Annotated in this window: 25 protein-coding genes; 13 read left to right on the top strand and 12 right to left on the bottom strand. The window is 34.9% G+C overall.

Annotation, left to right across the window (positions count from 1 at the left end; translation table 11 throughout):
• Window positions 1-46 precede the first annotated feature (46 nt).
• Together serC and L1I30_RS08640 are read right to left on the bottom strand one after the other, a co-directional pair.
• Window positions 47-1,111, bottom strand: coding sequence for a 3-phosphoserine/phosphohydroxythreonine transaminase (gene serC / locus L1I30_RS08645; RefSeq protein ID WP_236133880.1), 1,065 nt, complete (start codon window positions 1,109-1,111; stop codon window positions 47-49).
• Between the two features lie 123 nt (window positions 1,112-1,234).
• A complete protein-coding gene (locus L1I30_RS08640; RefSeq protein ID WP_236133879.1) occupies window positions 1,235-2,293 on the bottom strand; it encodes an acyl-CoA reductase in 1,059 nt (352 codons plus the stop codon).
• Between the two features lie 154 nt (window positions 2,294-2,447).
• On the opposite strand from L1I30_RS08640, the gene L1I30_RS08635 reads away from it, so the two are divergent.
• Window positions 2,448-2,801 (top strand): 4Fe-4S dicluster domain-containing protein, encoded by a 354-nt coding sequence (locus L1I30_RS08635; RefSeq protein ID WP_236133878.1) that lies wholly within the window; start codon window positions 2,448-2,450, stop codon window positions 2,799-2,801.
• Between the two features lie 73 nt (window positions 2,802-2,874).
• Here the strand turns inward: L1I30_RS08635 and L1I30_RS08630 are convergent, their stop codons facing one another.
• Window positions 2,875-4,173 (bottom strand): carboxypeptidase-like regulatory domain-containing protein, encoded by a 1,299-nt coding sequence (locus tag L1I30_RS08630; RefSeq protein WP_236133877.1) that lies wholly within the window; start codon window positions 4,171-4,173, stop codon window positions 2,875-2,877.
• A gap of 197 nt (window positions 4,174-4,370) precedes the next feature.
• Here L1I30_RS08630 and L1I30_RS08625 point away from each other — a divergent pair, with 197 nt between their 5' ends.
• A complete protein-coding gene (locus L1I30_RS08625; RefSeq protein ID WP_236133876.1) occupies window positions 4,371-4,937 on the top strand; it encodes a GNAT family N-acetyltransferase in 567 nt (188 codons plus the stop codon).
• On the opposite strand, the gene L1I30_RS08620 is transcribed toward L1I30_RS08625, so the two are convergent.
• Both L1I30_RS08620 and L1I30_RS08615 read right to left on the bottom strand, forming a co-directional pair.
• A complete protein-coding gene (locus tag L1I30_RS08620; RefSeq protein WP_236133875.1) occupies window positions 4,934-5,944 on the bottom strand; it encodes an LLM class flavin-dependent oxidoreductase in 1,011 nt (336 codons plus the stop codon). The genes L1I30_RS08625 and L1I30_RS08620 overlap by 4 nt on opposite strands.
• Window positions 5,945-6,151: 207 nt before the next feature.
• Window positions 6,152-6,580, bottom strand: a complete 429-nt coding sequence (locus L1I30_RS08615; RefSeq protein WP_236133874.1) for a T9SS type A sorting domain-containing protein — start codon at window positions 6,578-6,580, stop codon at window positions 6,152-6,154.
• A gap of 205 nt (window positions 6,581-6,785) precedes the next feature.
• Here L1I30_RS08615 and L1I30_RS08610 point away from each other — a divergent pair, with 205 nt between their 5' ends.
• On the top strand, window positions 6,786-7,988 hold the full coding sequence (locus L1I30_RS08610; RefSeq protein WP_236133873.1) for a hypothetical protein: 1,203 nt from the start codon (window positions 6,786-6,788) through the stop codon (window positions 7,986-7,988).
• 3 nt (window positions 7,989-7,991) lie between these two features.
• Here the strand turns inward: L1I30_RS08610 and L1I30_RS08605 are convergent, their stop codons facing one another.
• The 3 genes from L1I30_RS08605 to L1I30_RS08595 form a co-directional block, all read right to left on the bottom strand.
• Window positions 7,992-8,945, bottom strand: a complete 954-nt coding sequence (locus L1I30_RS08605; RefSeq protein WP_236133872.1) for a cation diffusion facilitator family transporter — start codon at window positions 8,943-8,945, stop codon at window positions 7,992-7,994.
• Window position 8,946: 1 nt separating this feature from the next.
• Window positions 8,947-9,390, bottom strand: coding sequence for a transporter substrate-binding domain-containing protein (locus L1I30_RS08600; protein WP_236133871.1), 444 nt, complete (start codon window positions 9,388-9,390; stop codon window positions 8,947-8,949).
• A gap of 171 nt (window positions 9,391-9,561) precedes the next feature.
• On the bottom strand, window positions 9,562-12,231 hold the full coding sequence (locus L1I30_RS08595; RefSeq protein WP_236133870.1) for a TonB-dependent receptor: 2,670 nt from the start codon (window positions 12,229-12,231) through the stop codon (window positions 9,562-9,564).
• 273 nt (window positions 12,232-12,504) lie between these two features.
• Between L1I30_RS08595 and ychF the strand changes: the two genes are divergently transcribed.
• The 5 genes from ychF to mscL all read left to right on the top strand — a co-directional run bounded on the left by ychF (window position 12,505) and on the right by mscL (window position 19,318).
• Complete coding sequence (gene ychF / locus L1I30_RS08590; RefSeq protein WP_236133869.1) at window positions 12,505-13,599, top strand: redox-regulated ATPase YchF; 1,095 nt, start codon at window positions 12,505-12,507, stop codon at window positions 13,597-13,599.
• 266 nt (window positions 13,600-13,865) lie between these two features.
• Window positions 13,866-15,719 (top strand): DNA topoisomerase IV subunit B, encoded by a 1,854-nt coding sequence (locus tag L1I30_RS08585; RefSeq protein ID WP_236133868.1) that lies wholly within the window; start codon window positions 13,866-13,868, stop codon window positions 15,717-15,719.
• Between the two features lie 3 nt (window positions 15,720-15,722).
• Window positions 15,723-16,211: a hypothetical protein gene (locus L1I30_RS08580; protein WP_236133867.1), complete on the top strand. Its 489-nt coding sequence runs from the start codon at window positions 15,723-15,725 to the stop codon at window positions 16,209-16,211.
• Window positions 16,212-18,863 (top strand): DNA gyrase/topoisomerase IV subunit A, encoded by a 2,652-nt coding sequence (locus tag L1I30_RS08575; RefSeq protein WP_236133866.1) that lies wholly within the window; start codon window positions 16,212-16,214, stop codon window positions 18,861-18,863.
• On the top strand, window positions 18,863-19,318 hold the full coding sequence (gene mscL / locus L1I30_RS08570) for a large conductance mechanosensitive channel protein MscL (protein ID WP_236133865.1): 456 nt from the start codon (window positions 18,863-18,865) through the stop codon (window positions 19,316-19,318). The genes L1I30_RS08575 and mscL overlap by 1 nt, the downstream gene beginning before the upstream one ends.
• Here mscL and L1I30_RS08565 read toward each other — a convergent pair whose 3' ends face one another.
• Together L1I30_RS08565 and L1I30_RS08560 are read right to left on the bottom strand one after the other, a co-directional pair.
• Window positions 19,319-19,693 (bottom strand): DNA topoisomerase IV, encoded by a 375-nt coding sequence (locus L1I30_RS08565; RefSeq protein ID WP_236133864.1) that lies wholly within the window; start codon window positions 19,691-19,693, stop codon window positions 19,319-19,321.
• A 73-nt stretch (window positions 19,694-19,766) separates the two neighbouring features.
• The gene (locus L1I30_RS08560) at window positions 19,767-20,183 is read right to left on the bottom strand and encodes a helix-turn-helix transcriptional regulator (protein WP_236133863.1); all 417 of its coding nucleotides are present in this window, start codon (window positions 20,181-20,183) and stop codon (window positions 19,767-19,769) included.
• A gap of 279 nt (window positions 20,184-20,462) precedes the next feature.
• On the opposite strand from L1I30_RS08560, the gene L1I30_RS08555 reads away from it, so the two are divergent.
• The 5 genes from L1I30_RS08555 (at window position 20,463) to L1I30_RS08535 (ending at window position 24,452) form a co-directional block, all read left to right on the top strand.
• Window positions 20,463-21,635: a M14 family metallopeptidase gene (locus L1I30_RS08555; RefSeq protein WP_236133862.1), complete on the top strand. Its 1,173-nt coding sequence runs from the start codon at window positions 20,463-20,465 to the stop codon at window positions 21,633-21,635.
• A gap of 66 nt (window positions 21,636-21,701) precedes the next feature.
• Window positions 21,702-22,181 (top strand): Lrp/AsnC family transcriptional regulator, encoded by a 480-nt coding sequence (locus L1I30_RS08550; protein WP_236133861.1) that lies wholly within the window; start codon window positions 21,702-21,704, stop codon window positions 22,179-22,181.
• A gap of 100 nt (window positions 22,182-22,281) precedes the next feature.
• Complete coding sequence (locus tag L1I30_RS08545) at window positions 22,282-22,800, top strand: DinB family protein (protein WP_236133860.1); 519 nt, start codon at window positions 22,282-22,284, stop codon at window positions 22,798-22,800.
• The gene (locus tag L1I30_RS08540) at window positions 22,797-23,783 is read left to right on the top strand and encodes a YihY/virulence factor BrkB family protein (RefSeq protein ID WP_236133859.1); all 987 of its coding nucleotides are present in this window, start codon (window positions 22,797-22,799) and stop codon (window positions 23,781-23,783) included. The genes L1I30_RS08545 and L1I30_RS08540 overlap by 4 nt, the downstream gene beginning before the upstream one ends.
• Before the next feature lie 120 nt (window positions 23,784-23,903).
• Window positions 23,904-24,452, top strand: coding sequence for a type 1 glutamine amidotransferase domain-containing protein (locus L1I30_RS08535; RefSeq protein ID WP_236133858.1), 549 nt, complete (start codon window positions 23,904-23,906; stop codon window positions 24,450-24,452).
• Between the two features lie 53 nt (window positions 24,453-24,505).
• Here L1I30_RS08535 and L1I30_RS08530 read toward each other — a convergent pair whose 3' ends face one another.
• On the bottom strand, window positions 24,506-24,808 hold the full coding sequence (locus tag L1I30_RS08530; RefSeq protein ID WP_236133857.1) for a hypothetical protein: 303 nt from the start codon (window positions 24,806-24,808) through the stop codon (window positions 24,506-24,508).
• A gap of 99 nt (window positions 24,809-24,907) precedes the next feature.
• The gene (gene aroB, locus L1I30_RS08525; RefSeq protein ID WP_236133856.1) at window positions 24,908-25,975 is read right to left on the bottom strand and encodes a 3-dehydroquinate synthase; all 1,068 of its coding nucleotides are present in this window, start codon (window positions 25,973-25,975) and stop codon (window positions 24,908-24,910) included.
• Window positions 25,976-26,030: the final 55 nt, after the last annotated feature.

Here is a 26,030-nt window from a genome sequence, read left to right as displayed (position 1 = left end):
TCTTAATAGCTGTTCACTGGTTATTTTATTTATTATTGAATAAATTTTAAGCTTTTCTTTCTAAATCGCTCATTACGTCTACTAAAACTTCCACGCTTTCCAAAGGCAAGGCATTATACATGGATGCTCTATATCCTCCTACACTACGATGACCATTAATTCCATTAATTCCGGCTTCTTTACACATTTTATCAAATTCCTCTTTCAAAGAATCATTAGTGAGATTGAAAGTAGCATTCATAATCGATCGATCTTCTTGAGCTGTATACCCTTTGAATAAAGGGTTTATATCAATTTCCGAATAAAGTAAAGTGGCTTTTTTCTGATTTTCCTTTTCAATGACTTCAATTCCACCAAGAGCTTTTAACCATCTAAGAGTTAACATAGATACATATACTGGAAAAACTGACGGAGTATTGAACATACTGTCCTTGTCCAAATGTTGTTTATAATCAAGCATGGAAGGAATCTTTCTTGAAACCTTGCCTAACAGACCATCTTTAATAATTACAAGGGTAGTTCCTGCAGGTCCCATATTTTTTTGAGCTCCTGCATAAATTAAATCGAATTTGGAAAAATCTAATTGACGTGAAAAAATATCACTACTCATATCGCAAACCAAAGGAATACTAGAGGTAGGAAATTTTTTCATTTGAGTTCCGTAAATAGTGTTATTACTGGTGCAATGAAAATAATCGGCATCAGTAGGAACTTTATAGTTTTTCGGAATGTAATTAAATCCTTTGTCTTCAGAAGATGCAATTACATCTACCTCTCCAAAAAGTTTCGCCTCTTTTAAAGCTTTAGCCGCCCAAGTTCCGGTATTAAGATATGCTGCTTTCTTTTCTAATAGATTATAAGCTACCATTAAAAATTCCATGCTAGCACCACCTTGCAGGAATAATGCCTGATATCCTTTATCTTTTAAGCCTAAAAGTTCTAAGGACAGACTTCTGGCTTCTTCCATCACATTCACAAAATCTTTGCTACGGTGCGAAATTTCAAGAATTGATAAACCCGAATTATTAAAGTCAAGCACAGCTTGTGAAGCTTCTTGAAATACTTCCTGAGGAAGGATACATGGACCAGCGCTAAAATTATGTTTTTTCATACTATGTTTTTTGAAAGACAGCTAATATATAATGCCGAAAACCGGCAAAATTAAGAAGCAGCCAAGTTACAAAAGTCGGCATTCAAATAAAAGTTCAAAATTTAACTGCAATTATGTTTGGAATCAAATCCTTTCTAAGAATGCGAGTGTGTCAACATTATCGGCATAATCCCATAATTGTGGATGTTGTGAACTTCCAAACGAAAGTCCGTGCACATGAGAATTATTCGATATGACACATTGTAAATTTTCGGAATTTTCCTCTAGCTCCTTACTTAGAGATTCCGCATTATTATAGGTTTGGTAAAATAAAGTAGCTATAGGGGAACCAAAACTACTATCTTCTTTGAGCGTTAGAAAGCCATTGTCTAAAATCTTAAATTCACTCATTAGATATACAGCTTTATTGTAATCGTAATTATTGGCATATTTAGCGTGCAACAACAAATGTTCCCATGGTTGCATTGCCTTATAAAAAGCATCAAAATCATAGCCTTCTGGAACATACAGTTTTGAAACATTTCTGCAGCCTAAACCAAAATATCTAAAAATATCTTCACCAAGAGCTTCTAACTCCTTTGTGGTTTCCTGACCAGTAAGAATGGCCACAGAATTTCTGTTTTTTCTAATTATTGAAGGGCTTTTCGAGAAATAATATTCAAAATATCTTGCGGTATTATTGCTGCCTGTTGCTATTACCGCATCAAAATTTTCAAGCCTTCCCTCGGTAAACATAATCCTGTTTTTATATTCAGGTTCTAAAGCAATAAGATAATTGGCAAGAATGGGCAGTATTTTTTGATCGTTGGAAGATTGTTTAATAAGAACTTTATTGCCTGAAATGAGTACCGATAAAAAATCATGAAAGCCGACAAGAGGAATGTTTCCCGCCATTACAACACCAACTGTTTTTGGAGTATCTCCTCGAAAAGAGTAAGGTGTAAGCCATTTTGTTAGATTTTCTTCGGTCAGTGCATTGCTCCATTGTTCTAAGGAAAACAACACGTTCTCTGGCGTGAACCACCCATTATAATGTATAGCACGATCTATCTGTTCGGTCAAAGCATCAAAGAACCTGTCGTTAAAAGGTACATCGTCATTTCTAATAATTTCATTTCTATTAAACTGGCGAAGAAAATTACCCAGTTTAATGAAATGAGATGTTCGGTTCTGTATTGTCATATTGCTTATTTGGTTATGAATTGTTTTGGCTTTAAATTTGCCACTGCGAAATTAAAAGTTATAGATTGATTATCGCCTATAATCACTAAAAAATTAGTTCTGTTTTAACGGAGTTACAAGTGATTAAATTTTAAATTTACTAATAAAAAGAGCTATGGCAATTATAATAACAGATGAATGTATAAACTGCGGGGCCTGTGAACCGGAGTGCCCAAATACCGCTATTTATGAAGGTGCCGATGATTGGCGTTATGCTGATGGAACTGATCTTGAAGGCAATGTTGTTCTTCCTAATGGGAAAACCGAAAATGCTAATGAAGCACAGGAACCTTTAAGTGATGAGATATACTACATAGTACCCGATAAGTGTACAGAATGTAAAGGCTTTCATGAAGAGCCACAATGTGCTGCGGTTTGCCCGGTAGATTGTTGCGTGCCTGATGATGAGCATGTTGAAACAGAAGAGGAATTGCTGGCAAAACAACGTTTTATGCATGAAGATGCTTAGATTGCTTCCAGCAAAATTGATTTTAACAAAAAGAGAGAAACGAAGGTTTCTCTCTTTTTGTTTTTAGAAGTATTTATTCATTTCGTTTTAACTGACGCTGAATCTTTTCAATAGCATTCTGGATAGATTTTTCGGGTTCTATAATATTAGTGTCGCCCCAAAAATCGGTATCTCTAAATCCCGAAACATCATCTACCATGATCACAGATGGTTTTATAAAATCACCAGAAGGTTTTACCGTTGAAGAAATTGGTGCCCAATCTGTAATAACCATTTCGCTATTTATGGTAAAATGAGAATTAAATAACTTGTGTTTCCAATTTACAACGAACTCTAAGAGTGCATTTCCATAGGAGTAATACCATTTGCCATTACTCTCCCGGTAATCCACCTGATAGCTCACGTCTACAGGATATACTTTAGCTCTTTTAGGTTTGCTTTTTACAAACATTTCGCTGGCAGCCAATCTATTTTGAACATTCAGTTTATAGGTAGCTCTCACCAGCGTAGAATTTTCCGCATCTATATACAACTTTCCATAATACCAGGGGTCGTCGTGATTAATCTCACTAAAATCGATAACATAGATGTATCTGTTATTAATTTTCGTGGGTTGATCAAAACTGAATTTGTAGCGATCTAGTTCGTTGGGTTGAAAAACAAATTCGGTATATTTCATAACATCTACGTAAAGCGTGTTAAACGGCCCTCCGCGTAATTTTAGAGCCAAGGTATCTAACCTTTTATAATCGGTACTCTTTCTGGCCTTGAATAGGGCGATATCATCTTTTTTCTTGGTGCTGTAAGCTTGTTTATAAATATCTACTACTGCCTCAGATAAAGAAACATTTCTACGGCCTCTCCTAATGGTTTCTCTATAAAATGCTTTCATGTGTGTGGGTTCATTCAAATAATTGCTATCCCTGTTGTCTAACATGGTTTTAACCAGTCCTCTTGCATTCCCGCCTTTAAAAATATTGACTTCGGAAAGTTCTTCTACAGATTCCTCGAGTTCTATTCTATTATTTTCAGTAGAAAATGAGGATAAGCTTATCGTTTTGCTTTTATAACCTAAAAAGGAGATGGTTACATTCGCCTTCAGCATATCATCAGGCACTTTGAGAGAAAAATATCCATCTGAATTAGTAACTGTAGAAATATTGCTACCGTAAATGCTGATATGAGCAGATGCTATCCCATTTCCGGTTTGGCTATCTACTACTCGTCCGTTAAATTCTATAAATTCGGATATAAGGAATTCAGAAAATGAAGCGTTCTTGAGTTCATGCGCCCAAGAAGCCGAAACACAAAGAATACTCAAGATGATATATAAGGACATTTGCCTTATAGGTTGTATATATGTCGTTTTCATAACAAAATCAAATAACTGATTAAAGATCTCTTTCTTAAAGTTATTGATTTTTAATGAATTATACTTTAAAAATTATTTCAAAACTGATTTTTTATTCTTAGTAATTATGTAAAGCGAAGCTTTACTATTTAGTTTGGACTTTAACTAATGATTTTTTCAATTTTGAGTACTTTTAGTAGATAAAAGCCTTAAAGCTTATGAAGAGCGAAATACTATTTACTATAGCTGAGGAAAATGATCTTTCCGGGATTTTGAGATTGCAGCATGCTAATTCTCCTGCCAATTTATCTACAGAAGAAATGATAAAACAAGGCTTTATTACGGTAATTCACAGCCTGGAGCAACTTATGTTAATGAATGAAATCGCTCCTCATATTATTGGCAAGAGTTCCAATAAGGTAGTGGCCTATTTACTGGCAATGACTGCTGCCTCTAAAAATGACATTCCAATTTTGAAACCAATGTTCAACATTTTTGATAACCTACAGTATAATTCTCACCCCGTTTCTTCATATAATTATTTGGTGGTGGGACAGGTTTGTGTAGATAAGAACTACCGGGGCAAAGGAATCCTTGACAACTGTTATAATCTTTATCGAAAGACCTATAAAAATCGGTTCGATTTTGCAATTACTGAAATAGATGCAAGAAACTTACGATCTATTAATGCTCATAAAAGAATTGGGTTTAAAGAGCTAAGCACCTACAGGTCTGGAGATGGTACAAACTGGATAGTGATAATATGGGACTGGGAGCAGTCTTAATTAAAAAGACGGCTCAATATCTCGTAGGATCTCAATCTTTCTTCATGGTTATGTATGTGTGAAACTACCATGATTTCATCTACCTGTGTTTCTTCGGCAAACCTAGAAAGGCTTTCTCTAATAGTGTTTTCAGATCCTATAAAAGTGTAATGCATCATTTGTTGGATGGCGTGTTTTTCAGCCTCATTCCAAATATTATCCATAGAAGCAACGGGAGCGGGAATTGGCTTTCTTACACCTCTTATTATTCCTAACGCAAATTGCTTTAAAGTGGTAGCCATTCTTTCTGCTTCTTCGTCGGTATCGGCAGCAATTACATTTACACAGGCAATAGCGTAAGCTTTGTTTTGTTGATTAGAAGCCTTAAAATTCTCTTTATAAATTTGCAGCGCCTGGTGCAGGTAAGCAGGAGCGAAGTGGCTTGCAAAGGCATAATTTAAACCCAAAGTAGCGGCAAGCTGTGCGCTAAAAGTACTAGACCCCAACAAGTAAAGTGGAATGTTAAGTCCTTCTCCTGGAATTGCTCTTACAGAAGCGTTTTTATTTTCTTCAGAAAGATATTTTTGTAATTCCTGTACATTATTAGGAAAATCCTGTGGGCTCTCCTGTCTGTTTCTTCTTAATGCAGCAGCAGTTTCTTGATCGGTTCCAGGAGCTCGACCTAAGCCTAGATCTATTCTTCGGGGATACAGAGTGGCCAAGGTGCCAAACTGTTCTGCAACTACCAGAGGAGCGTGGTTAGGCAGCATTATTCCTCCCGATCCTACTCTAATTTGAGAAGTTCCCTGTGCCACATATCCAATTAAAATTGAAGTTGCCGAACTCACAATGTTCTCCATATTATGGTGTTCGGAGATCCAGAATCTTTCAAAACCTAAGCTTTCAACGTGTTTAGCAAGTTCGAGGCTATTATGAAATGAATTTAGAGCTGAATTCCCTTGGGCAACGGGAACAAGATCGAGTACTGAGAATTTTATGTTTTTGAGAATATCAAGTGATGCGTGCATATGAAAATGACTATTATTTAAAATTTAAAAACGTCTGGTAATAGTCTTTCCCTGTTGAGGTTCCTTACGAAAATCAATACTTCAAATCTATAAAGTATGGTAAATTTAAACGTGTATGCTTGGTACTGTGGAAATTAGCTACACTTAATAATAGTTAGAATAAGAAGAAGTCTAAATAAATACTTCTTCTTATTCTAACTTTAAAAATTATTTTTTCATAAAACGACGGTTAATGGTTTTGCCGTTTTCAGTTAGAAGTTTTACTATTAGCATGCCTTTTGCGAGATCAGAAACATTAATTCTTATAAGATGTGTTGGAATATCGTAATGAACTTTTTTAAGTAATTTCCCTTCCAAATTAAATACCTGTATATCTACTATATGTGCATTGGTGATTTGCATTTTTAATTCATCAGTCGATGGGTTGGGTGCTAAGGAAAGTTTGGCCATATGAGAATTTTCCTCTTCCAATTCATCCATCACATGCCAGGATTTTAAATCTTCAATTTCGCTATTGTGTTTGTGGGGTACGTTAACATTTTTATGATCAGCATGATCCTGAGCATTCATTTTAATTGCTCCTAATGCGAAGACAGCTATCATTAATATTAAGCGAGTAGGTAGTTTTGTTGTCATGGGGTTTGGGTTAATTATTGGTTTAAAATACAAGATAGTTAATAATTGTAATATAAATCCTTTGGTATTCAATTATATAGATTAATACAAAATACTCGGCAGGATGTTGATTGTTATGAGTTGGAAAATGGATATTTAATTGAATAATCAATTTAAACGGCATAAAATATGATAAGCCATTAACTTAATTAACCAATAGTTAAATATGGAAAAAGCGACTAAAAAAATAATTGGTGGTATTCTTTTATTAACATTTATGCCTTTTGCAGGCTATTCTCAAAACCCAGATGATAACCAGACTGTAACTTCTCTAGTTCTCACCGAGCTAAATAGAGAGCGATCTTTACAAAAAGAGAACCTTGATCTTCGAATAAAACAAATTGACTCGAGACTAAGTAGTTTAGATGAAAGTATTAAAAACACAAATTCTTCTACAGAGAAAATAGAAAAACTAGTAGAACGGGTTCAGATTTTAGAAGAAAAACAATCAGAACTGGACAAGAATGTGGTGAGTGTCTACAAATATAATTATAGTTCAGCGGTGTTAAATTTGGCATCGATGGAGCGGGAAATCAAACCGCTTAATTTGTTTAATAGTTCTCGCGAATTCTATTCTACCTTAGATAAGGTTAGTAACCCAATGACCTACAATGGGTATTCTGCTTGGTTCAAAGAATTTGAGAAATATATTGAAGAAAATAAAAAGGATGAAGCCCGTCTTGGAGCACTGAGTCATATTTTAGAAGTTACAGGAAATCTTGCTGAAGGAACTCCTTTTACAGGGATGTTTGCCGGAAGTTTGTTTGATGGAATAGGTATGTTTATTAATTCTTTAGGAAGAAGAGATAGAGAGCTAAGAGAGAAAAGCTTGAAAATGTTCAAATTAACCACCTCAGTATCTCAATTTACTCATGATAAAGATTTAATAGAGACAGAATGGAATGGTATTTCTAAAAGCCTTGATGAATTAAAGGAACTGCAGAATAATGCTATGAAACAAAATATATCAAAGGTTTTGGGTATAGATCTAAAGGAATTCAAAAAAAGATTTACCGATGAAACCGATGCTAAAAAACGAACTCAGTACATTCTTGATATCTCTAAAATAGCCGAAGATAGAATAGCGGAATCAAAAAACTCCAATTCAGAAAATTGGAAACAGGAATATTACAATGAAATGGTTGCTGTACAAAACTTAAAGATTCGTTTTGGAACCATTACTTTTAGGATTCTTGAGAATCTGGAGAAATATAAAACGCTTATTGAAAAATATAAACATGACGAATATTTGAAAGATAGAATCTCCCAACTTGAGTTAAAATTAAATATGGTTAGAAATAGTTTTGAAGCCACGTTCAATCCGCAGGATTATATTAAAGCTTCTAATGAGATGTATATAGTAGAGTAATTATTAAGGATGTTTAGGCAATTCCTTTACCGGCATAATTACAACATCATATATTTTCCAATGATAATTAGAAAGGGCTTTTAGGCCCTTTTCTATTTCATGAGGAATATCTGTATTGGGTTGAGCGATTACCATGACTTCCCCAAAATAAACTTCCCCATGTTCTCTAAAGCGCACCTTTACATCGCTTACCCAATTCCAAGAGATCACAAAGTTTTTTAGTTCTTCTACCAGCTCATCTTTCTCACTGCTCTCTACATGAACAGGATGACGATCCATTAGATCTTTTATGGCATTCTTTAAATTAGAATAACCATCTTTCAATACTGAAAATGAGATAAAGAGGGCAGCAGTAGCATCTGCCCACCAAAAACCCAATCCAACACCTATTATTCCGGCCATTGCTGCAAAAGCAGTTAAATAATCTGCTTTTTGAGTATCGGCATCGGTATACAGAATTTTATTGTGCAATTTTTTAGCGATGGGTAATTTCTTATATCCTAAATAAACAGGAGGGAGGGCACTATAAACTAAAGCAGCAATCATAACCCATCCCATCCATATCTGGCTCCCAAAAATGTTGTAGCTGCCAATTGTTGGATGTTCCGCTTTTATAAGAGAAAGAGAAGAATCTATGGCAAGAAAACATCCCATAGCAAATAGAGCCAAAGCACCTGCTAAAAATGCAATGCTAAATACTCGGTGATATCCATATGGAAATTCGCTATTTGGTTTTCTATTAAAAATAGTAGAAGCAATTAAAAAAGAAATAGCGGGTAAAGTGCTCAGTGCATCTTCCAACCAGGCGGTTTTCATGGCTTGTGATGAACCCATTACCAAATACATTAATACGATTACGCTAATGAGGTATACGATGGTTATTTTTTCAAGGTTTTGAGCCTTTTTTAGTAATGGTTGCAGATGTCGGGGAAGTTCGAAGGAAGCAGGATTTTTCATGCTACTTGTTTATTTTATAGATATAACTTTCAAGATGGATTAATAATTCATTTTCGCCTTTAGGTAAGAGCAGAACATGTTTATCGTCGTAGGTTTTACTGAGTCCGGCTTTGTCCTTCCAAACACTCTTTTTATCAAAACCGCCAATGACAACGCTCACTTTGTAATCTTGTAATTTTTTGATAAGGTTAGATTCATTATCCTCAATGAAATTAACCTTCAAATGATTTTCTCTGGCAAAATTGCGTATCAATTCTATTTCTGATCCTGTAAAGTTTTCATTAGTGACAGCGGTAAAGGGGGGATTTGCTACAACTCCTACAATGAGTTCGTTTTCTTTAGCTTTATTCCATGAATTTTGAGGGTCTTTTGGAATTTTACAGCTAACAAGGGATGTGAGCAGAAAGTTAAAAAGAATGAAATATACCAGCTTTCTTCTAGACATTGAATTCGATTTATGAAGTACACTACTAATTTAGCTGGTTACAGCAGCAATTCATATCACTTTATGATTATTTTAAAATTCATTTATGATAAAAGAAACTTTTTTTAATTCCTATCATAAATATAAAAAGCGAGAGCTAATGCCCTCGCTTTCTACAATAAAATGAATTTTCTAGAAATTCAAATTAAGTTTTGCATAATAGTAAGCTCCACCAAATCCCATTTGTACAGAATCCCAATATCCACCACCTTCAGACCAGTCATCTTGCTGATCGGGATATACATTGAATAAGTTATTGCTACCAACATTCAATTTAAGATTGTTGCTTAGTTTAAAGCCTAGGTTTAAATCTGTAACAAACTTTGCATCATATTTATCGGTTGCGGCTGCAATTTGATCGTCAAAACTTCCATAATCTGTAACATCTTCAAACATTTGAAAATCTAATAGTTCTATTTCACTAAATCTCGTAACTCCCAGAGCCGCATCAAACCACTTAATATCGTATTTAAAGTTCAAGGCTAATTTACTTTCGGGAGCCGATGCTAATAAAAAGGCTTTGTCTCTTTCTCCAAAGAAGGTTTGTTCATCTAAAGCTCCGTTCTTAACTGCAGTAATGGTCATATCATTAAAATTTCCAATGAAACTAGTAGATAAGCTTCCATCACCCAACTGAAGTTTATGAGACAACACAATGTCTAAACCCAGAGTTTCGGTATCGGCCCCATTCGCAAAGAATTGTGCAGCTTCTACATTTTCAATTTGTGGCGCATCAAAATTTCCGGTAAGAACGATTCGATCTGTAACATCGATAAAATAGCCATCAACAGTAGCTGTAAACTGTCCGAAGTTGGCTGTAAAACCTAAAGAAGAGTTGAAAGCAGTTTCTTCTTTTAGAGCTCCAATACCAAATGACGCGGTTACAGGGCTGTTGTTAGGTGACAATTGAGTGTCTAAAGCTACACCATTTACAAAGTTTGTAAATCTTAAATTGTAATAGATCTGAGCTAAAGAAGGTGCTCTAAAACCAGTACTTATCGAGCCTCGAATATTAATGTTATTGGTAGCTTTAAATCTGGCAGCAAGTTTTCCATTAATGGTGCTTCCAAAATCGCTGTAATCCTCAAAACGAGCAGCAGCTGCCAACAAGAATTTATCTGATAAATCCAGTTCGGTGTCGGCGTATAAAGAAACATTAGATCTATTCCTGTCTACTTCATTTGCAGGGCCATAACCAGGAAAACCTTGAGATCCCCCGGGTCTTAATTCTTCTGTGACAGGATCGGTGGGTTGTACCTGTGTATTTGGATTGGTAATAATTCTCCCATCCTCATCAAAAGTACCATAAGAACCTTCTTCTCCGGCAAATATGATGAAGTTCTCCGTTTTATATTCAGCACCAAAAGCAAGGTTGAAACCACTCAGTACATCTTCATAATATTTTGAGAAATCTAAGTTGATGGTATTTTGACTAAGGCTATGCCCACCAGCATCAAAATCGGTAGGGGAAAGTTCTTCCAAAGAGGCGTTTAAAGTTCCTTTTATGAAATAATGAAAATTGTTTATACCATAAGTGTTACTAACATCTATATTCCAACCGCTTTCTGTTTTTGTTCTAAACCCGGCAGCTACAGAGTTGTCTACAATAATAGACGTTATGCGGGGTGTAAATCCATTAGGGTAGATGCTTACCACATTTCTTTCGGTAGGATTATTTCTTGTGAATGCATATGCATCGGTATCTCTGTAATTTCTTCCACTAAAAGCATAAAATTCAGAGTTATCCGAAACAGGTATAGCAAGATTTCCGAAGAAATTGAAACCATCTATTGCGGCTTCCCCGAAACCTCGTCTAAAATCAAATCCCGGGCGTAATGTTTTATTTTTACTGATATATTCTGTAGTGAAATTGGCATAACCTTCTTCGCCTATAGCCACTCCATAATTAGCTGTAATCTTCACAGACCCACCATCAAAGGATTTATCATCAGCCAATTGATTTCCATCTTTTTCGGTATCCAATCTGTTACCATCAGTGTTTGGAGTTCCCTCAAGGAAGTCTCCATCGGCATTCGTACTATAGAAACCATAATTTATATTTCCAGTGAATTTTTCCACTTCATCGTTTAAAACAAGGTTGATTACACCTGCAATAGCATCAGACCCATACTGGGCTGAAGCACCATCTCTTAAAATTTCGATCCTTTTAATAGCTGAAGCAGGAATAGCATTTAAGTCGGTTCCGGTATTACCTCTTCCTCGGGTTCCAAAAAGATTGATCAAAGATGACTGGTGTCTCCGTTTCCCGTTTATCAGTACCAAAGTTTGGTCGGGACCTAAACCTCTAAGTGATGCTGGATCTATATGATCTGCGCCATCAGAACCTGATTGTTTATTAGCGTTGAAAGAAGGAGCGGCATATTGTAATAATTCGTTCACTTCAATTCTCCCGGTTTGGGTGGAGATCTCTCCAACATCAATAACATCTATGGCTACTGGGGTGTCAACAGAAGTTCGTTTTGGACTTCTGGATCCCACAATTTGAACTTCGCTTAGAGCTACCCCATCAGCAAGACTTACATTCAAGATGTTTTTTCCGTTAACGGCTTGTTCTAGAGTTTCAAAGCCAATATAACTGAATATCAAAATAGCATCTTCACCTACATTAATACTGTAGTTACCATCAAAATCGGTTGTTGTTCCGTTATTAGTGCCTTTTTCAATAACATTCACTCCCGGTAGCGGCATTCCCAAATTGTCGGTAACTGTTCCGCTAACTTCTTGAGCATTTATGGAAAAAGAGCCAATTAATAAAAAAAATAGAAATAAGAATTTGTTCATAAATAATAAGGTTTAGGTGAGGAATTCGTTAATTATTTTTAAGGTACTTAATAATACATATTTTTTTTTGAAATTTCCATAACATATAGATATGAATATTTGAATAAACGCTAATAATTATTAATGATTAATAAGAATACCGCTATAGATTGAACCTACACCAGGAGTTTTTATGAAGAAATAGTTGATATGTAATCTCTTAATACGGCTTCCAACTTACAAGATTAAAACCTATCTTTGCAGCCGCAAAAACACAGCATCAAAATATATTATATGAAAGCCGGAATTGTAGGATTGCCAAACGTAGGAAAATCGACTCTTTTTAATTGTTTGTCTAATGCAAAAGCGCAAAGTGCAAACTTTCCTTTTTGTACCATAGAACCTAATATTGGAGTAGTGAATGTTCCAGATCCCCGAGTAGAGAAATTGGAAGCTTTGGTAAAGCCAGAAAGAGTTCAGCCTGCAACCGTTGAAATAGTTGATATTGCAGGTCTTGTAAAAGGTGCAAGTAAGGGTGAAGGCCTAGGAAACCAGTTTTTAGGAAACATACGTGAGACCGATGCGATATTGCATGTGTTGCGTTGTTTTGAAAATGATAATATTGTTCATGTTGATGGCTCGGTAGACCCAGTTAGAGACAAGGAGACCATAGATATGGAACTTCAATTGAAGGATCTTGAAACCGTAGATAAGAAGCTTGAAAAAGTGAAACGCGCATCAAGAACCGGAAATAAGGAAGCTCAAAAAGAAGAGGCAGCTTTATTAAAAGTGAAACAGGGCTTGGAAGCTGGAAAATCTGTTCGTGCTATAGAACTAACTGAAAGTGAACGTGAGGAATTTATAACCAACCTTCAGTTAATTACAGATAAGCCGGTTATGTATGTTTGTAATGTTGATGAAGGAGCAGCAGCTACAGGAAATGCCTTTGTAGACAAAGTTCGAGAGGCTGTAAAAGATGATAATGCTGAGGTATTGGTACTAGCTGTTGGGACAGAAGCTGATATTACTGAGTTAGATGATTATGAAGAACGCCAGATGTTTTTAAAAGATATAGGTTTAGATGAGCCTGGATCTGCAAAATTGATTCGTTCAGCATATAAATTATTGAATTTGCAAACCTATTTTACTGCCGGAGTTAAAGAGGTAAGAGCATGGACCATTCCTGTAGGTGCTAGTGCTCCTCAAGCTGCAGGGGTTATTCATACTGATTTCGAAAAAGGTTTTATTCGTGCCGAGGTTATAGCTTATGAAGATTTTTCCACTTTAGGTAGTGAAGCGAAAGTGAAGGAGGCCGGAAAAATGCGAGTTGAGGGGAAAGAATATATTGTAAAAGATGGAGATGTAATGCATTTTAGATTTAATGTATAAAGCATTACATAACTGGCTTTTTTAAAGTTAGTTGTTTCTTACTAAGCATAAAAAGGAACATTCATTATTTAATAGTGAATGTTCTTTAGTTTAATAATATTTGTAAAATATTGAAAAAATGAAATAATTATAAATCATTTTTCTATATTTCAATTTAAAATTTTATAATAATAACATTTAAAGCTTTGTTAATTACTTTATAAGGTTCCTATTTTAACTTTTTATGGGAACTCTTATATTAGCGACTCAACCGCACCTGCTATTTTATGAGTGAAGAAACCAAGTATACCGAAGATAATATTCGTTCTCTCGATTGGAAAGAGCATATCCGTATGCGTCCTGGAATGTATATTGGGAAATTGGGAGATGGATCTACAGCAGATGATGGGATCTATATTCTTTTAAAAGAAGTTCTTGATAATAGTATTGATGAATTTGTAATGGGTGCCGGGAAGACCATCGAGATATCGGTCCAAAACCAGCGTGTTATCGTTCGTGATTACGGACGTGGAATTCCATTGGGAAAGGTGGTTGATGTGGTTTCTAAGATGAATACCGGTGGAAAGTATGATTCTAAAGCCTTTAAAAAGTCTGTTGGACTGAATGGAGTAGGAACCAAAGCGGTAAATGCACTTTCCTCTTACTTTAGAGTGGAATCTACTAGAGATAGCAAATCAAAGTCGGCCGATTTTGAAAAGGGTAACCTTGTGAATGAAGAGGAGCTGGATGAAACTTCCAGACGTCGCGGAACAAAAGTGACCTTTATTCCGGATGAAACCATCTTTAAGAATTTTAAATATCGCAATGAGTATATAGAAAAAATGCTCAAAAATTATGTGTACCTGAATCCAGGGCTAACCATAATTTTTAATGGTGAAAAATTTTATTCTGAAAATGGATTAAAAGATTTGCTTGGAGATAGTATTACTGAAGATGACCAGTTATATCCAATAATTCATTTAAGAGGAGATGATATTGAAGTGGCACTTACACACAGTAAATCTCAATACTCAGAAGAATATCACTCTTTTGTTAACGGGCAAAATACGTCTCAGGGGGGAACTCATTTAGCCGCTTTCAGAGAGGCATTGGTAAGAACAATTCGCGAATTTTACGGAAAAAATTATGAAGCGGCAGATATTAGAAAGTCTGTAGTTGCTGCGATAAGTATAAAAGTAATGGAGCCGGTCTTTGAGAGCCAGACCAAAACCAAATTAGGATCAACCGATATGGGAGGGGAGCTTCCTACCGTGCGAACCTATATAAACGATTTTTTAAAAACACAACTAGATAATTTCCTTCATAAGAATCAGGAAATTTCTGAAAAACTTCAACGTAAGATCTTACAAGCCGAACGTGAGCGCAAGGAGCTTTCGGGGATTAGAAAATTGGCTAAGGATAGGGCTAAAAAAGCAAGTCTTCATAATAAGAAATTAAGAGATTGTCGTATTCATTTAGGCGATAGCAAAAAAGAACGATATTTAGAATCTACGTTATTTATTACAGAGGGAGATTCGGCCAGTGGATCTATTACAAAGTCTAGGGATGTAAATACGCAAGCCGTATTTAGTTTAAAAGGGAAGCCTTTAAACAGTTACGGTTTGAGCAAAAAGATCGTATACGAAAATGAAGAATTTAATCTACTTCAGGCTGCACTTAATATTGAAGAGTCTATAGAGGATCTTCGATATAACAATATTGTAATTGCTACCGATGCCGATGTGGATGGAATGCATATCAGGTTACTTTTAATAACATTCTTTCTTCAATTTTTTCCGGAACTAATAAAAGAAAATCATTTATATATATTACAAACTCCACTTTTTAGGGTTCGAAATAAAAAAGAAACAATTTATTGTTACAGCGAATTGGAACGGCAGCAAGCAATTGCCAAGCTCACCGGAAAAGCTGAAATTACCCGATTTAAAGGATTAGGGGAAATATCTCCCGATGAATTCAAGCATTTTATTGGAGATAACATCCGTTTGGATCCGGTTATGCTGGATAAGGAAATGTCTATAGAGGAGTTACTTAGCTTTTATATGGGAAAGAATACACCGCACAGGCAAGAGTTTATTATTGATAACCTTAAAGTTGAACTCGATTTGATTGAAGATTAGCCTATGAGGTTTAAAAATACTTCCGAAATTAAAATTGTTCCCTCCATCTACATAATAATTGTGGCTGCGTTTATCACAAATCTTTTTGTGAATTTTGAGCTTATGAGCTCCGATACGGAAGAATCAGTAAAATTCAGTCATTTTTTGCCTAATATTCTTTTAATGCTTTTCGGAGTATACTTTCACAGAATTGGACAATTATTTGAATTTGATAGTGATGGGGAAACTTTAAATTTTAAGAATAACGGAGTCTTTTTCTCGAAATTTATGGAATACCGAGTGAAAAGGGCTGAATTTCCAAAGGGGAAACTAGTGAAATTCGAGCTTGATGATTATTTTATATTTACGCGTTTAAAAATATTTATTAGAAGCAGGCGCAAGCGAGGATGGAGGAAATATAGTTTCAATATCACTTTTCTAGGGAAAAAGAAGAAAAAAGGTTTGGTAGAAGCTCTAAATAAGGTGGTACAAAAAAATAATGCAATTTCTTAAATGAATATAGAAAATCAAGATCTTCCTCAGGAAGAAGGGCAGGAATCGCAAGAACAATTAATCCGGGTTACCGGCATGTATAAAGATTGGTTTCTAGATTATGCATCTTATGTAATCTTGGAACGTGCGGTGCCGGCAGTAGAAGATGGTTTTAAGCCTGTTCAACGCCGAATTATGCATTCTATGAAGGATCTGGATGACGGCCGGTACAATAAAGTTGCAAATATTGTAGGGCATACCATGCAATATCATCCTCACGGAGATGCAAGTATTGGTGATGCTATGGTGCAGGTTGGGCAAAAGGATTTGTTAATTGATACTCAGGGTAACTGGGGGAATGTGTTAACGGGCGACAGGGCTGCAGCGCCACGATATATTGAAGCTAGACTATCTAAATTTGCAATAGAAGTACTTTATAATCCTAAAATTACAGACTGGCAGTTATCATATGATGGAAGAAAAAAAGAACCTGTAAATCTCCCCGTTCGATTTCCCTTGTTATTGGCGCAAGGAGCAGAAGGAATTGCAGTTGGATTAAGTACACGAATTCTTCCTCATAATTTCTTAGAACTTATAGATGCCTCTATTAAGCATCTTAAAGGCAAGAATTTCAAAATATATCCCGATTTCCCAACAGCGGGAGAAGCAGATATTACCGATTATAACGACGGTATGCGTGGCGGGAAGGTTCGAATTAGAGCTAAGATCTCGCAGTATGACAAATCTACTTTAGTAATTACCGAGATTCCTTTTGGAACTACTACTACAACTTTAATTGAGTCAATCTTAAAGGCCAACGATAAAGGAAAAATAAAGATCAAGAGAATAGAGGATAATACAGCTGAGAATGTTGAGATCCTTATTTATTTGCCTTCCAATATCTCGCCCGATAAGACCATAGATGCGCTTTTTGCATTTACAAATTGTGAAAATTCTATTTCTCCTTTAGGTTGCGTTATTATAGATAACAAACCAATTTTTCTGGGAGTTACCGAAATGCTTAAGCGTTCTACCGATCATACTCTTAGCTTGCTAAAGCAGGATTTGGAGATAAAATTAGAAGAGTTTGAAGAACAATGGCACTTCGCATCCTTGGAGCGAATCTTCATTGAAAATAGAATTTATCGAAATATTGAAGAAGAGGAAACCTGGGAAGGTGTTATTCGGGCAATCGATGAAGGGTTGAAACCGCATATCGCTCATTTAAAAAGAGCAATTACTGAAGAGGATATTGTTAGACTTACCGAAATTAGAATTAAAAGGATTTCCAAATTTGATATAGATAAGGCACAGCAAAAAATAGATGCTTTAGAAGATGAAATAGCCCAAGTAAAACATCATTTAGATCATTTAGTAGATTTTGCCGTTAGTTATTTTGAGCGATTGAAAAAAGAGTATGGTGCAGGAAAAGAACGCAAGACCAATTTGCGTTTATTTGATGATATTGAAGCTACCAAAGTAGCTATGAGGAACACCAAGCTCTACGTAAATAGAAAAGAAGGATTTATTGGAACTTCTCTTAAGAAGGACGAGTTTGTAACCGATTGTTCAGATATTGACGACATAATTTGTTTTACCGGAGATGGTAAGATGATGGTAACCAGAGTAGATGCTAAAACCTTTATTGGAAAAGATATTATTCATGTTGCCGTTTTTAAGAAAAAAGACAAGCGAACTATTTACAATCTTATCTATAGAGATGGGAAGAATGGCTCATCTTATATAAAACGTTTTGCTGTAACCTCTATTACTCGAGATAAGGAATATGATCTTACCCAAGGGAAAAAGGATTCTAAACTCCATTATTTTTCCGCAAACCCTAATGGGGAAGCAGAAGTAGTAACGGTATATTTACGACAAGTGGGAAGTATCAAGAAATTGAAATTTGAAGTAGATTTTGCTGATATGCTTATTAAAGGTAGAAATGTAAAAGGAAACCTTGTAACCAAATATGCAATTAAAAAAATCGAGCTGAAGGAAGAAGGGGTTTCTACTTTAAAGCCTAGAAGAATCTGGTTTGATGATAGTGTGAAAAGACTGAATGTGGATGAGCGAGGAGATTTATTAGGGGAATTTAAAGGTGAAGACAGGCTTTTGATTATATCGCAGAACGGAACGGTGAAAACCATAAAACCTGAACTTACTACTCGTTTTGATGATGAAATGATTGTTCTAGAGAAATGGGCATCTAAAAAACCAATTTCTGCAATTTATTGGGAGGCAGAGAAAGAACGCTTTTATGTAAAGCGTTTCTTAATAGATAACCCAGATAAGGAAGAGCAGTTTATAGGCGATCACGAAAAGTCGTATTTGGAGTTGGTTTCTACCGATTATTATCCGCAGGCTGAAATTATTTATTCGAAAATTCGAGGAAAAGATCAACGTCCTAGCGAGGTAATTAACATTGAAGAATTTATTTCGGTAAAAGGTATTAAGGCTCTTGGAAATCAGTTAACTACAGAAAAAGTAAAACAATTAAATTTATTAGATCCTTTACCGTACGAAGTTGAAGAAATTCCAACAGAAGAAATGGAAGTAAAAGATGAAGAAGTGCTAGATGAAGATGGACTTAAAAGAACATCTTTAGAAGAAGATTCAGAACATTCAACAGGCAAATCAGAAGAAAGTCAAACCAAATTATTCGACGAATAATGGGGATTTTAAAAGAATTCAAAGAATTTGCCATTAAAGGCAATATGATCGATATGGCGGTAGGTATTGTTATAGGTACCGCCTTCAATAAAGTTGTAGATGTATTAGTGAAGCAGGTTGTACTTCCTCCTTTATCAATACTAACCGATGGTATACATTTTTCAGAAAGGAAAATAGTATTAAGAGAGGGGATTGCAGCAGTAAATGCTGGCGCGACAGAAGTAGCTGAAATTGCCATTGGGTATGGGGCGTTAATTGAAGCAATTCTAGATTTTCTGATAATCGGGTTTACTATTTTCTTAGTAGTGAAGTTCATGAATAGCTTTAGAAGAAAGGCACAAGATCCTAAAAATAAGACCGTTGAAACGCCTAAAGATATTCAATTATTATCAGATCTAACAGATCTTATACAAGAGCAGAACGAATTGCTTAAATCCAATAATAGTAAAAAGTAGCTATTCTATTTTTGTTACGGTTCCACGTTGCTTCTCCGGGTCGCCCACTAATCCATATTCAAAAGTATAGGAATCCTTATCGGTAGTAAGAATTTTAATATGCAAAGGCTGCTTTTCTGCACGATTCTTCGGGTGTAAATTCTGAATGATATATTCGCAGTCGTTTATCCATCTTACCGATGAAGTATCTACCTGCCCCTGAAATTTATCAATTTCTAAACCTTCACTTCTTGTAAAGGTGGATGTTACCAGCTCTCCGTTTAAATAAGATTCAAATTGAAATGTACCGGTGTGAAATCTTTTGCAATCTCTTTCTGGGGAAAAGCAGGAGGTTAAAAGGAGTGTAATGCTACTAAGTATAAGAAGTCGTTTCATGGAATTTATTTTGCGGTAAGATTTAACAATACAGCGGTATACTTCGCAAAATAAAGGTATTTACCGGTATAAATCAATTTTCAAAGGCCTCAAAGCTACCATCGGTATAAAATATAACGATCTTCTTAATATCCTTTACGCTATCTGTACTGATTGGATAGTTATTTTGGGCGGGAGGCAGGGGGGCACTTTCTTTTATTTGTGTTCTAATGGGGGTAGTTGAAGTAAGGGGAGAAGGGCTGGCAGTTTCTTTCTTGTTAGGATTTCCCGGAAAGCTGCCTTTACCATTTAGAAGCCAGTATAATTCTACTTCGGGGTAGGTTTCAACAATTTTCAATACAAAGTCTAAGCTAGGTTTGTTTCTACCGGATATTATATGAGAGATAGAAGATCTTCCTACTTCTATCGCATCTGCAAATGCAGCCGCAGATATGTCATAATAATTCAGGATTTCCTGAAGCCTTTTGGAGAATTTTTCACTGTTTACCATTGTAACTTCGTAATTGTATTTACGTGTTTACAAATGTAATAATTGTTCTTGAATAATAAAAATTACAATTGTAAACTCTATGAATGTATTAAAATTAAAACTTGAAATAATATAATATAACTTACTTAAATACAGTATTTTAATCAGCTAATTATCTGATATTGGATAAATTCCATAATAACTATTTAAGTTTCACTAATAGGTGTTTACATAAGTAAACAAAGAAGTTTAAAACAACTGTTTACATTTGTAAATTATTGATTATTTACTTTTGTAAACATGAAAAAACAAACTAAACTGTACTCAAATTTAATAGACCTCTATTCTAGTTTTAAGGAAAAGGAGTTAGAAGGTCGTTATATAACAACAGCTCATATCGAGCCTATTTTAAATAGGCTTAAAAGTGACTTCAGTATTAATACAATAGGAAGTTCAGAGCTGGGTGCTCCTATTTATTCAATAGGTTTTGGAAAGGGCTCAATCAAAATTCTGGCATGGTCTCAAATGCACGGTAACGAATCGACTACCACCAAAGCTATTTTTGATATTCTAAATGCTTTTTCTCAATTTAGAGAACACGAACTTGTAGATGCTATATTAGAGCAATGTACTGTCACTATTATCCCTATATTAAATCCAGATGGCGCACAGGCATACACTAGAGTTAATGCTAATAATATTGATTTGAACAGGGATGCAAAGGACTTGACGCAGAAGGAAAGTAAAGTTTTAAGGTCTTTATTTAATGAGCTTCAACCTGACTACTGTTTAAATTTGCATGATCAACGCACTATTTTTAGTGCAGGAGATCGCCCATTTCCTGCCACCATATCATTTTTAACACCTGCTATGGATGAAGAGCGTTCCATTACAGAAAGCAGGATAAAATCAATGAAGGTGATTTCTCGAATAGCCGATGATCTAAAATCTAAGTTGCCTCATCAAATTGGAAGGTATGACGATTCTTATAATGCTAATTGTACTGGCGATACCTATCAAAGCTTGAATGTGCCCACCTTACTATTCGAAGCAGGGCATTATAAAAATGATTACCAGCGTGAGAAAACTCGTGAATTTGTTGCGATAGCATTACTATCGGCCATTAATACTATCGCAAATGGGAGTGCTGGGAAGGTGAATCATGAAGAATATTTTACTATTCCTGAGAACGAAAAACTGTTTTATGACCTGATAATTCGGAATTATAAACTTGAGGGCAGAATTATGGATATCGCAATTCAATACAAGGAAACATTAATAAATGATAAAGTGTCTTTTATTCCCATCATTGAAAAAATCGCTGATAAATTATCATTTTATGGGCATGAGGAATTAGATAATAATAAAAAAACGATAGTTTTTCCAGATAATAATGAATTGCGCGAAAACGTTATAGTTAACAAAATCATGGTAAATGATGAAGTTTTCACTATAAATTATGAAAAAAAGTAAAAATCATTAGTAATTGCTGAGTGAATTTGTATTATTTTTGTGTTTCATTAAAAGTTGCATATAATTATGGCTAAATATAAGTTAGACGACACAGATCACCAGATTCTCGACATGTTAATAGAGAATACTAGAACTCCTTTTACCGATATCGCAAAAAAATTGAATATCTCGGCAGGTACAGTTCATGTTCGTGTGAAAAAAATGGAGGAGGCTGAAATTATTTTGGGTTCAACTCTTACTTTGAATTATGAGAAATTAGGTTATGCTTTTATTGCATACGTTGGAATTTTTCTTAAAAACACTTCTCAAACTAAATTCGTTTTAGAGCGTATTAATGATATTCCCTTTGTTACCGTTGCACACGTAACAACTGGCAAATTTAATGTGTTTTGTAAAATTAGAGCTAGAAATACTCAGCATGCAAAAGAGATTATCTTTCAGTTAGATGATATTGAAGGAGTTTATAGAACAGAAACAATGATTTCTTTAGAAGAAAGCATGAATGATAAAAAGAGATTGATGCATTCTATTTTTAAAGATCTATAGAACTGCTAAATTTTTACTAAAAGCCCTTTCAGTATGATTGCTGAAAGGGCTTTTTTTATACCTTGAACTGTTATAAATAACTTCTATCTACCTAATAAATATGAAAATCTCTGATTTGAATAGTGGAGAGTATCTCGCGTATTACCAAACCTATTTAAACTATTTGCCTGAGCAGGATTTGATTGAGCTGTTATCAGATCTAAAAACATCTTTTTTAGATTTCCTGAGCGGTTTGAAAGAAGCTGATTTACAACATCAATATGCTCCTCAAAAGTGGACAGTTGCTGAAGTTTTACAACATATGCTGGATACCGAAAGAATTTTTCAATATAGATCTTTATGTATTGCTCGAAAAGACCTGAAGTCTCTTCCTGGTTTTGATCAGGATGCCTATGTGCCCAATTCTTTAGCTAATAGGAGAGATCTAAATAGTTTTATTCTAGAATTTACAGCTGTGCGAGATTCTGGAATAGCATTGTATAAAACTTTAAATGATGAAATGCTTACAGAGTTAGGGGAGGCGAGTGGAGCTAAATTGAGTCCCAGAGCTGCTGGTTTTATAACCGCCGGGCATCAAGTTCATCATCAAAACTTATTTAAAACCTTGTACAACTTATGAGAGGTTTGAAAACATTTTATGATCTCTTAAAACAATCTTACTTTAGTTGGAGCAAGAACGATCCTTTTGCACAAAGCGCTATTATAGCCTATTATACATTATTCTCTTTGCCTTCGCTGCTCATTATTGTAGTTTCTATTGCCGGTTACTTTTTTGGTGTAGAAGCCGTACAAGGTAGGATTACCAATCAAATTCAAGAGTTTATTGGAAGAGAAGCTGCTATGGCTATTGAAGATATGATAGGTAATGCAGCACTGCACAGCAATTCGACTTTAACAGTGGTTTTTGGAGGAGCTATGTTGCTTTTCGGAGCTACAGGAGTTTTTTTTCAACTTAAAAAAGCGATGAATAATATTTGGAATGTTACGGTAAAGAAAGAAACTTTTCTACGTATGGTTATAGATAGAGTTATCTCTTTTGGGATGATATTGGTAATAGGATTGTTATTGCTGGTAGCACTTATTATTTCTGCCGTAATGAGGTTCTTTACAGATTTTATTGAAAGCTCTGCTCCGGTACTTACATCTTTAGGTATTGATCTGGTAAATTATGTATTGTCCTTTGTATTTATAACTCTTTTATTTGCTTCAATTTTTAAACTCTTACCAGATATTAGGATTAGATGGAAAGTAACGCTTTTAGGAGCGGCTCTTACCACAGTATTGTTTTTGGTGGGTGAGTTTTTAATAAGCTTTTATTTTGGTAAGAGTGACCCTGCCTCAGTATATGGAGGAGCTTCATCGGTAGTATTAATTTTACTTTGGGTGAATTACACTTGTTTAATTATGTTTTATGGGGCCGAATTTACTGTGCAATATGCATTACATAAAAATGAGCATATCACTCCAAATAGGTTTGGGGAACCTGCCATCTATCAGGAAATGGAAAAATTACAGGAGAAAAAAGTTAAACTCGAAAAAGATAAAAAGATTTTAGATCACCTGTCCGATAAGGATAGGTCAAATAAGGCTTCTTCAGATTAATAAATGTTTAACGAAGAGTGCGTAAATTTTATAAAGCTCTTAATATACAATGCTTAAGGTGTACAGTATCTTTGATTTCAAGATTTAATTAAAATAATTGTTGAACTTAAATAGCATATTATGAAAAAGAGAATTGCAATATTAGCAACTAATGGATTTGAAGAGAGTGAATTAAAATCTCCAAAGGAAGCTATGGAAAAAGAAGGTTTTCAAGTTGATATAGTTAGTTTGGAAGCTGGAACAATTAAAGCCTGGGATGGTGATGACTGGTCTAATGATTATAAAGTAGATTATACTTTAAATGATGTTACAGCAAAGGATTATAATGCTTTAATTTTACCAGGAGGAGTTATAAATCCTGATAAACTAAGACGAAGTGAAGACGCGCTTGTTTTCGTGAGAGACTTTTTTAAACAACATAAACCAGTAGCAGCGATATGCCATGCGGCATGGACGCTAATTAGTGCAGAAGTAGTAGAAGGCAGAACGATGACCTCATTCTCCTCTATTAAAAAAGACTTGGAAAATGCAGGTGCACTATGGGTGGATAAAGAGGTAGTTGTAGATGAAGCTTTAGTGACTAGCCGAAATCCTGATGATCTTCCTGCTTTTAATGCTAAAGTGATTGAAGAGATTAAAGAAGGAAAGCATGATTTGCAACATGCATAACTAGGTAGAATAGCATAAAAAAAGAGGCTGAAATTACATTCAGCCTCTTTTTTTTACTTGTCTTCTTCCTCGTCTTCTTCTAAATTCTTTTCAGGGATTTCTACAATTGGTTCATTGAAATCTGCATCATCATAATCATCTTCATCGTAATTGGCCATTGTATTTTCCAATTTCATACTTACTTTCACCAAGTAAATAGAATCTTCGGTTCTTACTTCTACTGCTTCTATAGTCTCATTTTTAGCATTCTTAAATGAGATAATTTGGTCATCATCATATCCATCAGGATATTTTTCAACCAAAAGGCTTAAAATTTCTGGAGTTAACTTTTTGTAATCGACAATGACTCTTTTCATAACTAAGATTTGATGGTGCAATTATAGCAAAATTTGTATTATTTGCAATCGGCTAAATTATTTTTTAAATAATTATTTTCAACTTAAAACTCTCGTCTTTTAAAGTGATATATAATAGTTTAATGCATCTTTCAATACGTTGTCGGGAACTTTACAATCAATTACAGGTGTGCCTATATCTTTTAATAGAACAAAGTAAATATTCCCGTGTGTATTCTTCTTGTCAAATTTCAAAAGTTCTATAATTTCCTTAAAATCAGAATCTTCAATAGGAACTTTAGGATATAAATCTAATATTTTTTCTGAGATAATAGCAAAATCTTCATTAGATAATCCGGTTAATTTATTAGAGATATATGCAGCCATGATCATCCCTGCTGCTACCGCTTCCCCATGAAGGATTCTGGATTTGCTTTCATGGAAAAGAAGATAAGATTCTATGGCATGACCTAAAGTGTGTCCGAAATTAAGTGTTTTTCTTAGACCTTTTTCTTTGGGATCTTCCTCAACGATAGCGGTTTTAATTTTAACCGATTCCAGTATGAGATCATGTAAATCTTCTAAGGTGAGCTCTTGTAAATTTGTTGCTTTTTCCCAATACGTTCTATTTGCAATTAGTCCATGCTTTAATATCTCCGCTAAACCGCTGCGCATTTCCTGAGATGCCAGAGTTTCTAAATATTTAGTATCAATTAATACCATTTCCGGCTGACTAATTACTCCAATTTGGTTTTTTAAACTCCCAAGATCCACTCCTGTTTTACCTCCTACAGACGCATCAACCATAGACAGAAGAGTAGTGGGTACATTAATATAAGTAATCCCTCTTTTATAGGTACAGGCTACAAATCCACCTAGATCTGTTACTACACCACCGCCAAGATTAATCAAGAGGCTTTTTCTATCGGCATCCAGCTCTTGTAATACATTCCAAATACCTGTACAGGTTTCAATATGCTTATTCTCTTCGTCTGCTTCCATTTCAATTACTTCAATACTTTTATCAGTAGAAAGCTGCTGCATAAAATAGGAAAGACAGTTTTCATGGGTATTGCTATCTACTAATATGAAGATATTTGAATGATTTGTAGTGTTTATATATTCATTCAGTCGAGTATATGAATCGTCTGAATAATAAACAGGGGCTTGTTTTGCTAAAGAGGGCATATTCTATAGGTTTTGAGCTAATTTTTAGTAGTCCGAAAATAAGCAGAATTTTATA

It is taken from the genome of Gillisia lutea (assembly GCF_021568705.1).
Lineage (GTDB): Bacteria > Bacteroidota > Bacteroidia > Flavobacteriales > Flavobacteriaceae > Gillisia > Gillisia lutea.
The sequence above is the reverse complement of the archived record's forward strand: the minus strand, read 5'-3'. Positions and strand labels throughout refer to the sequence as shown.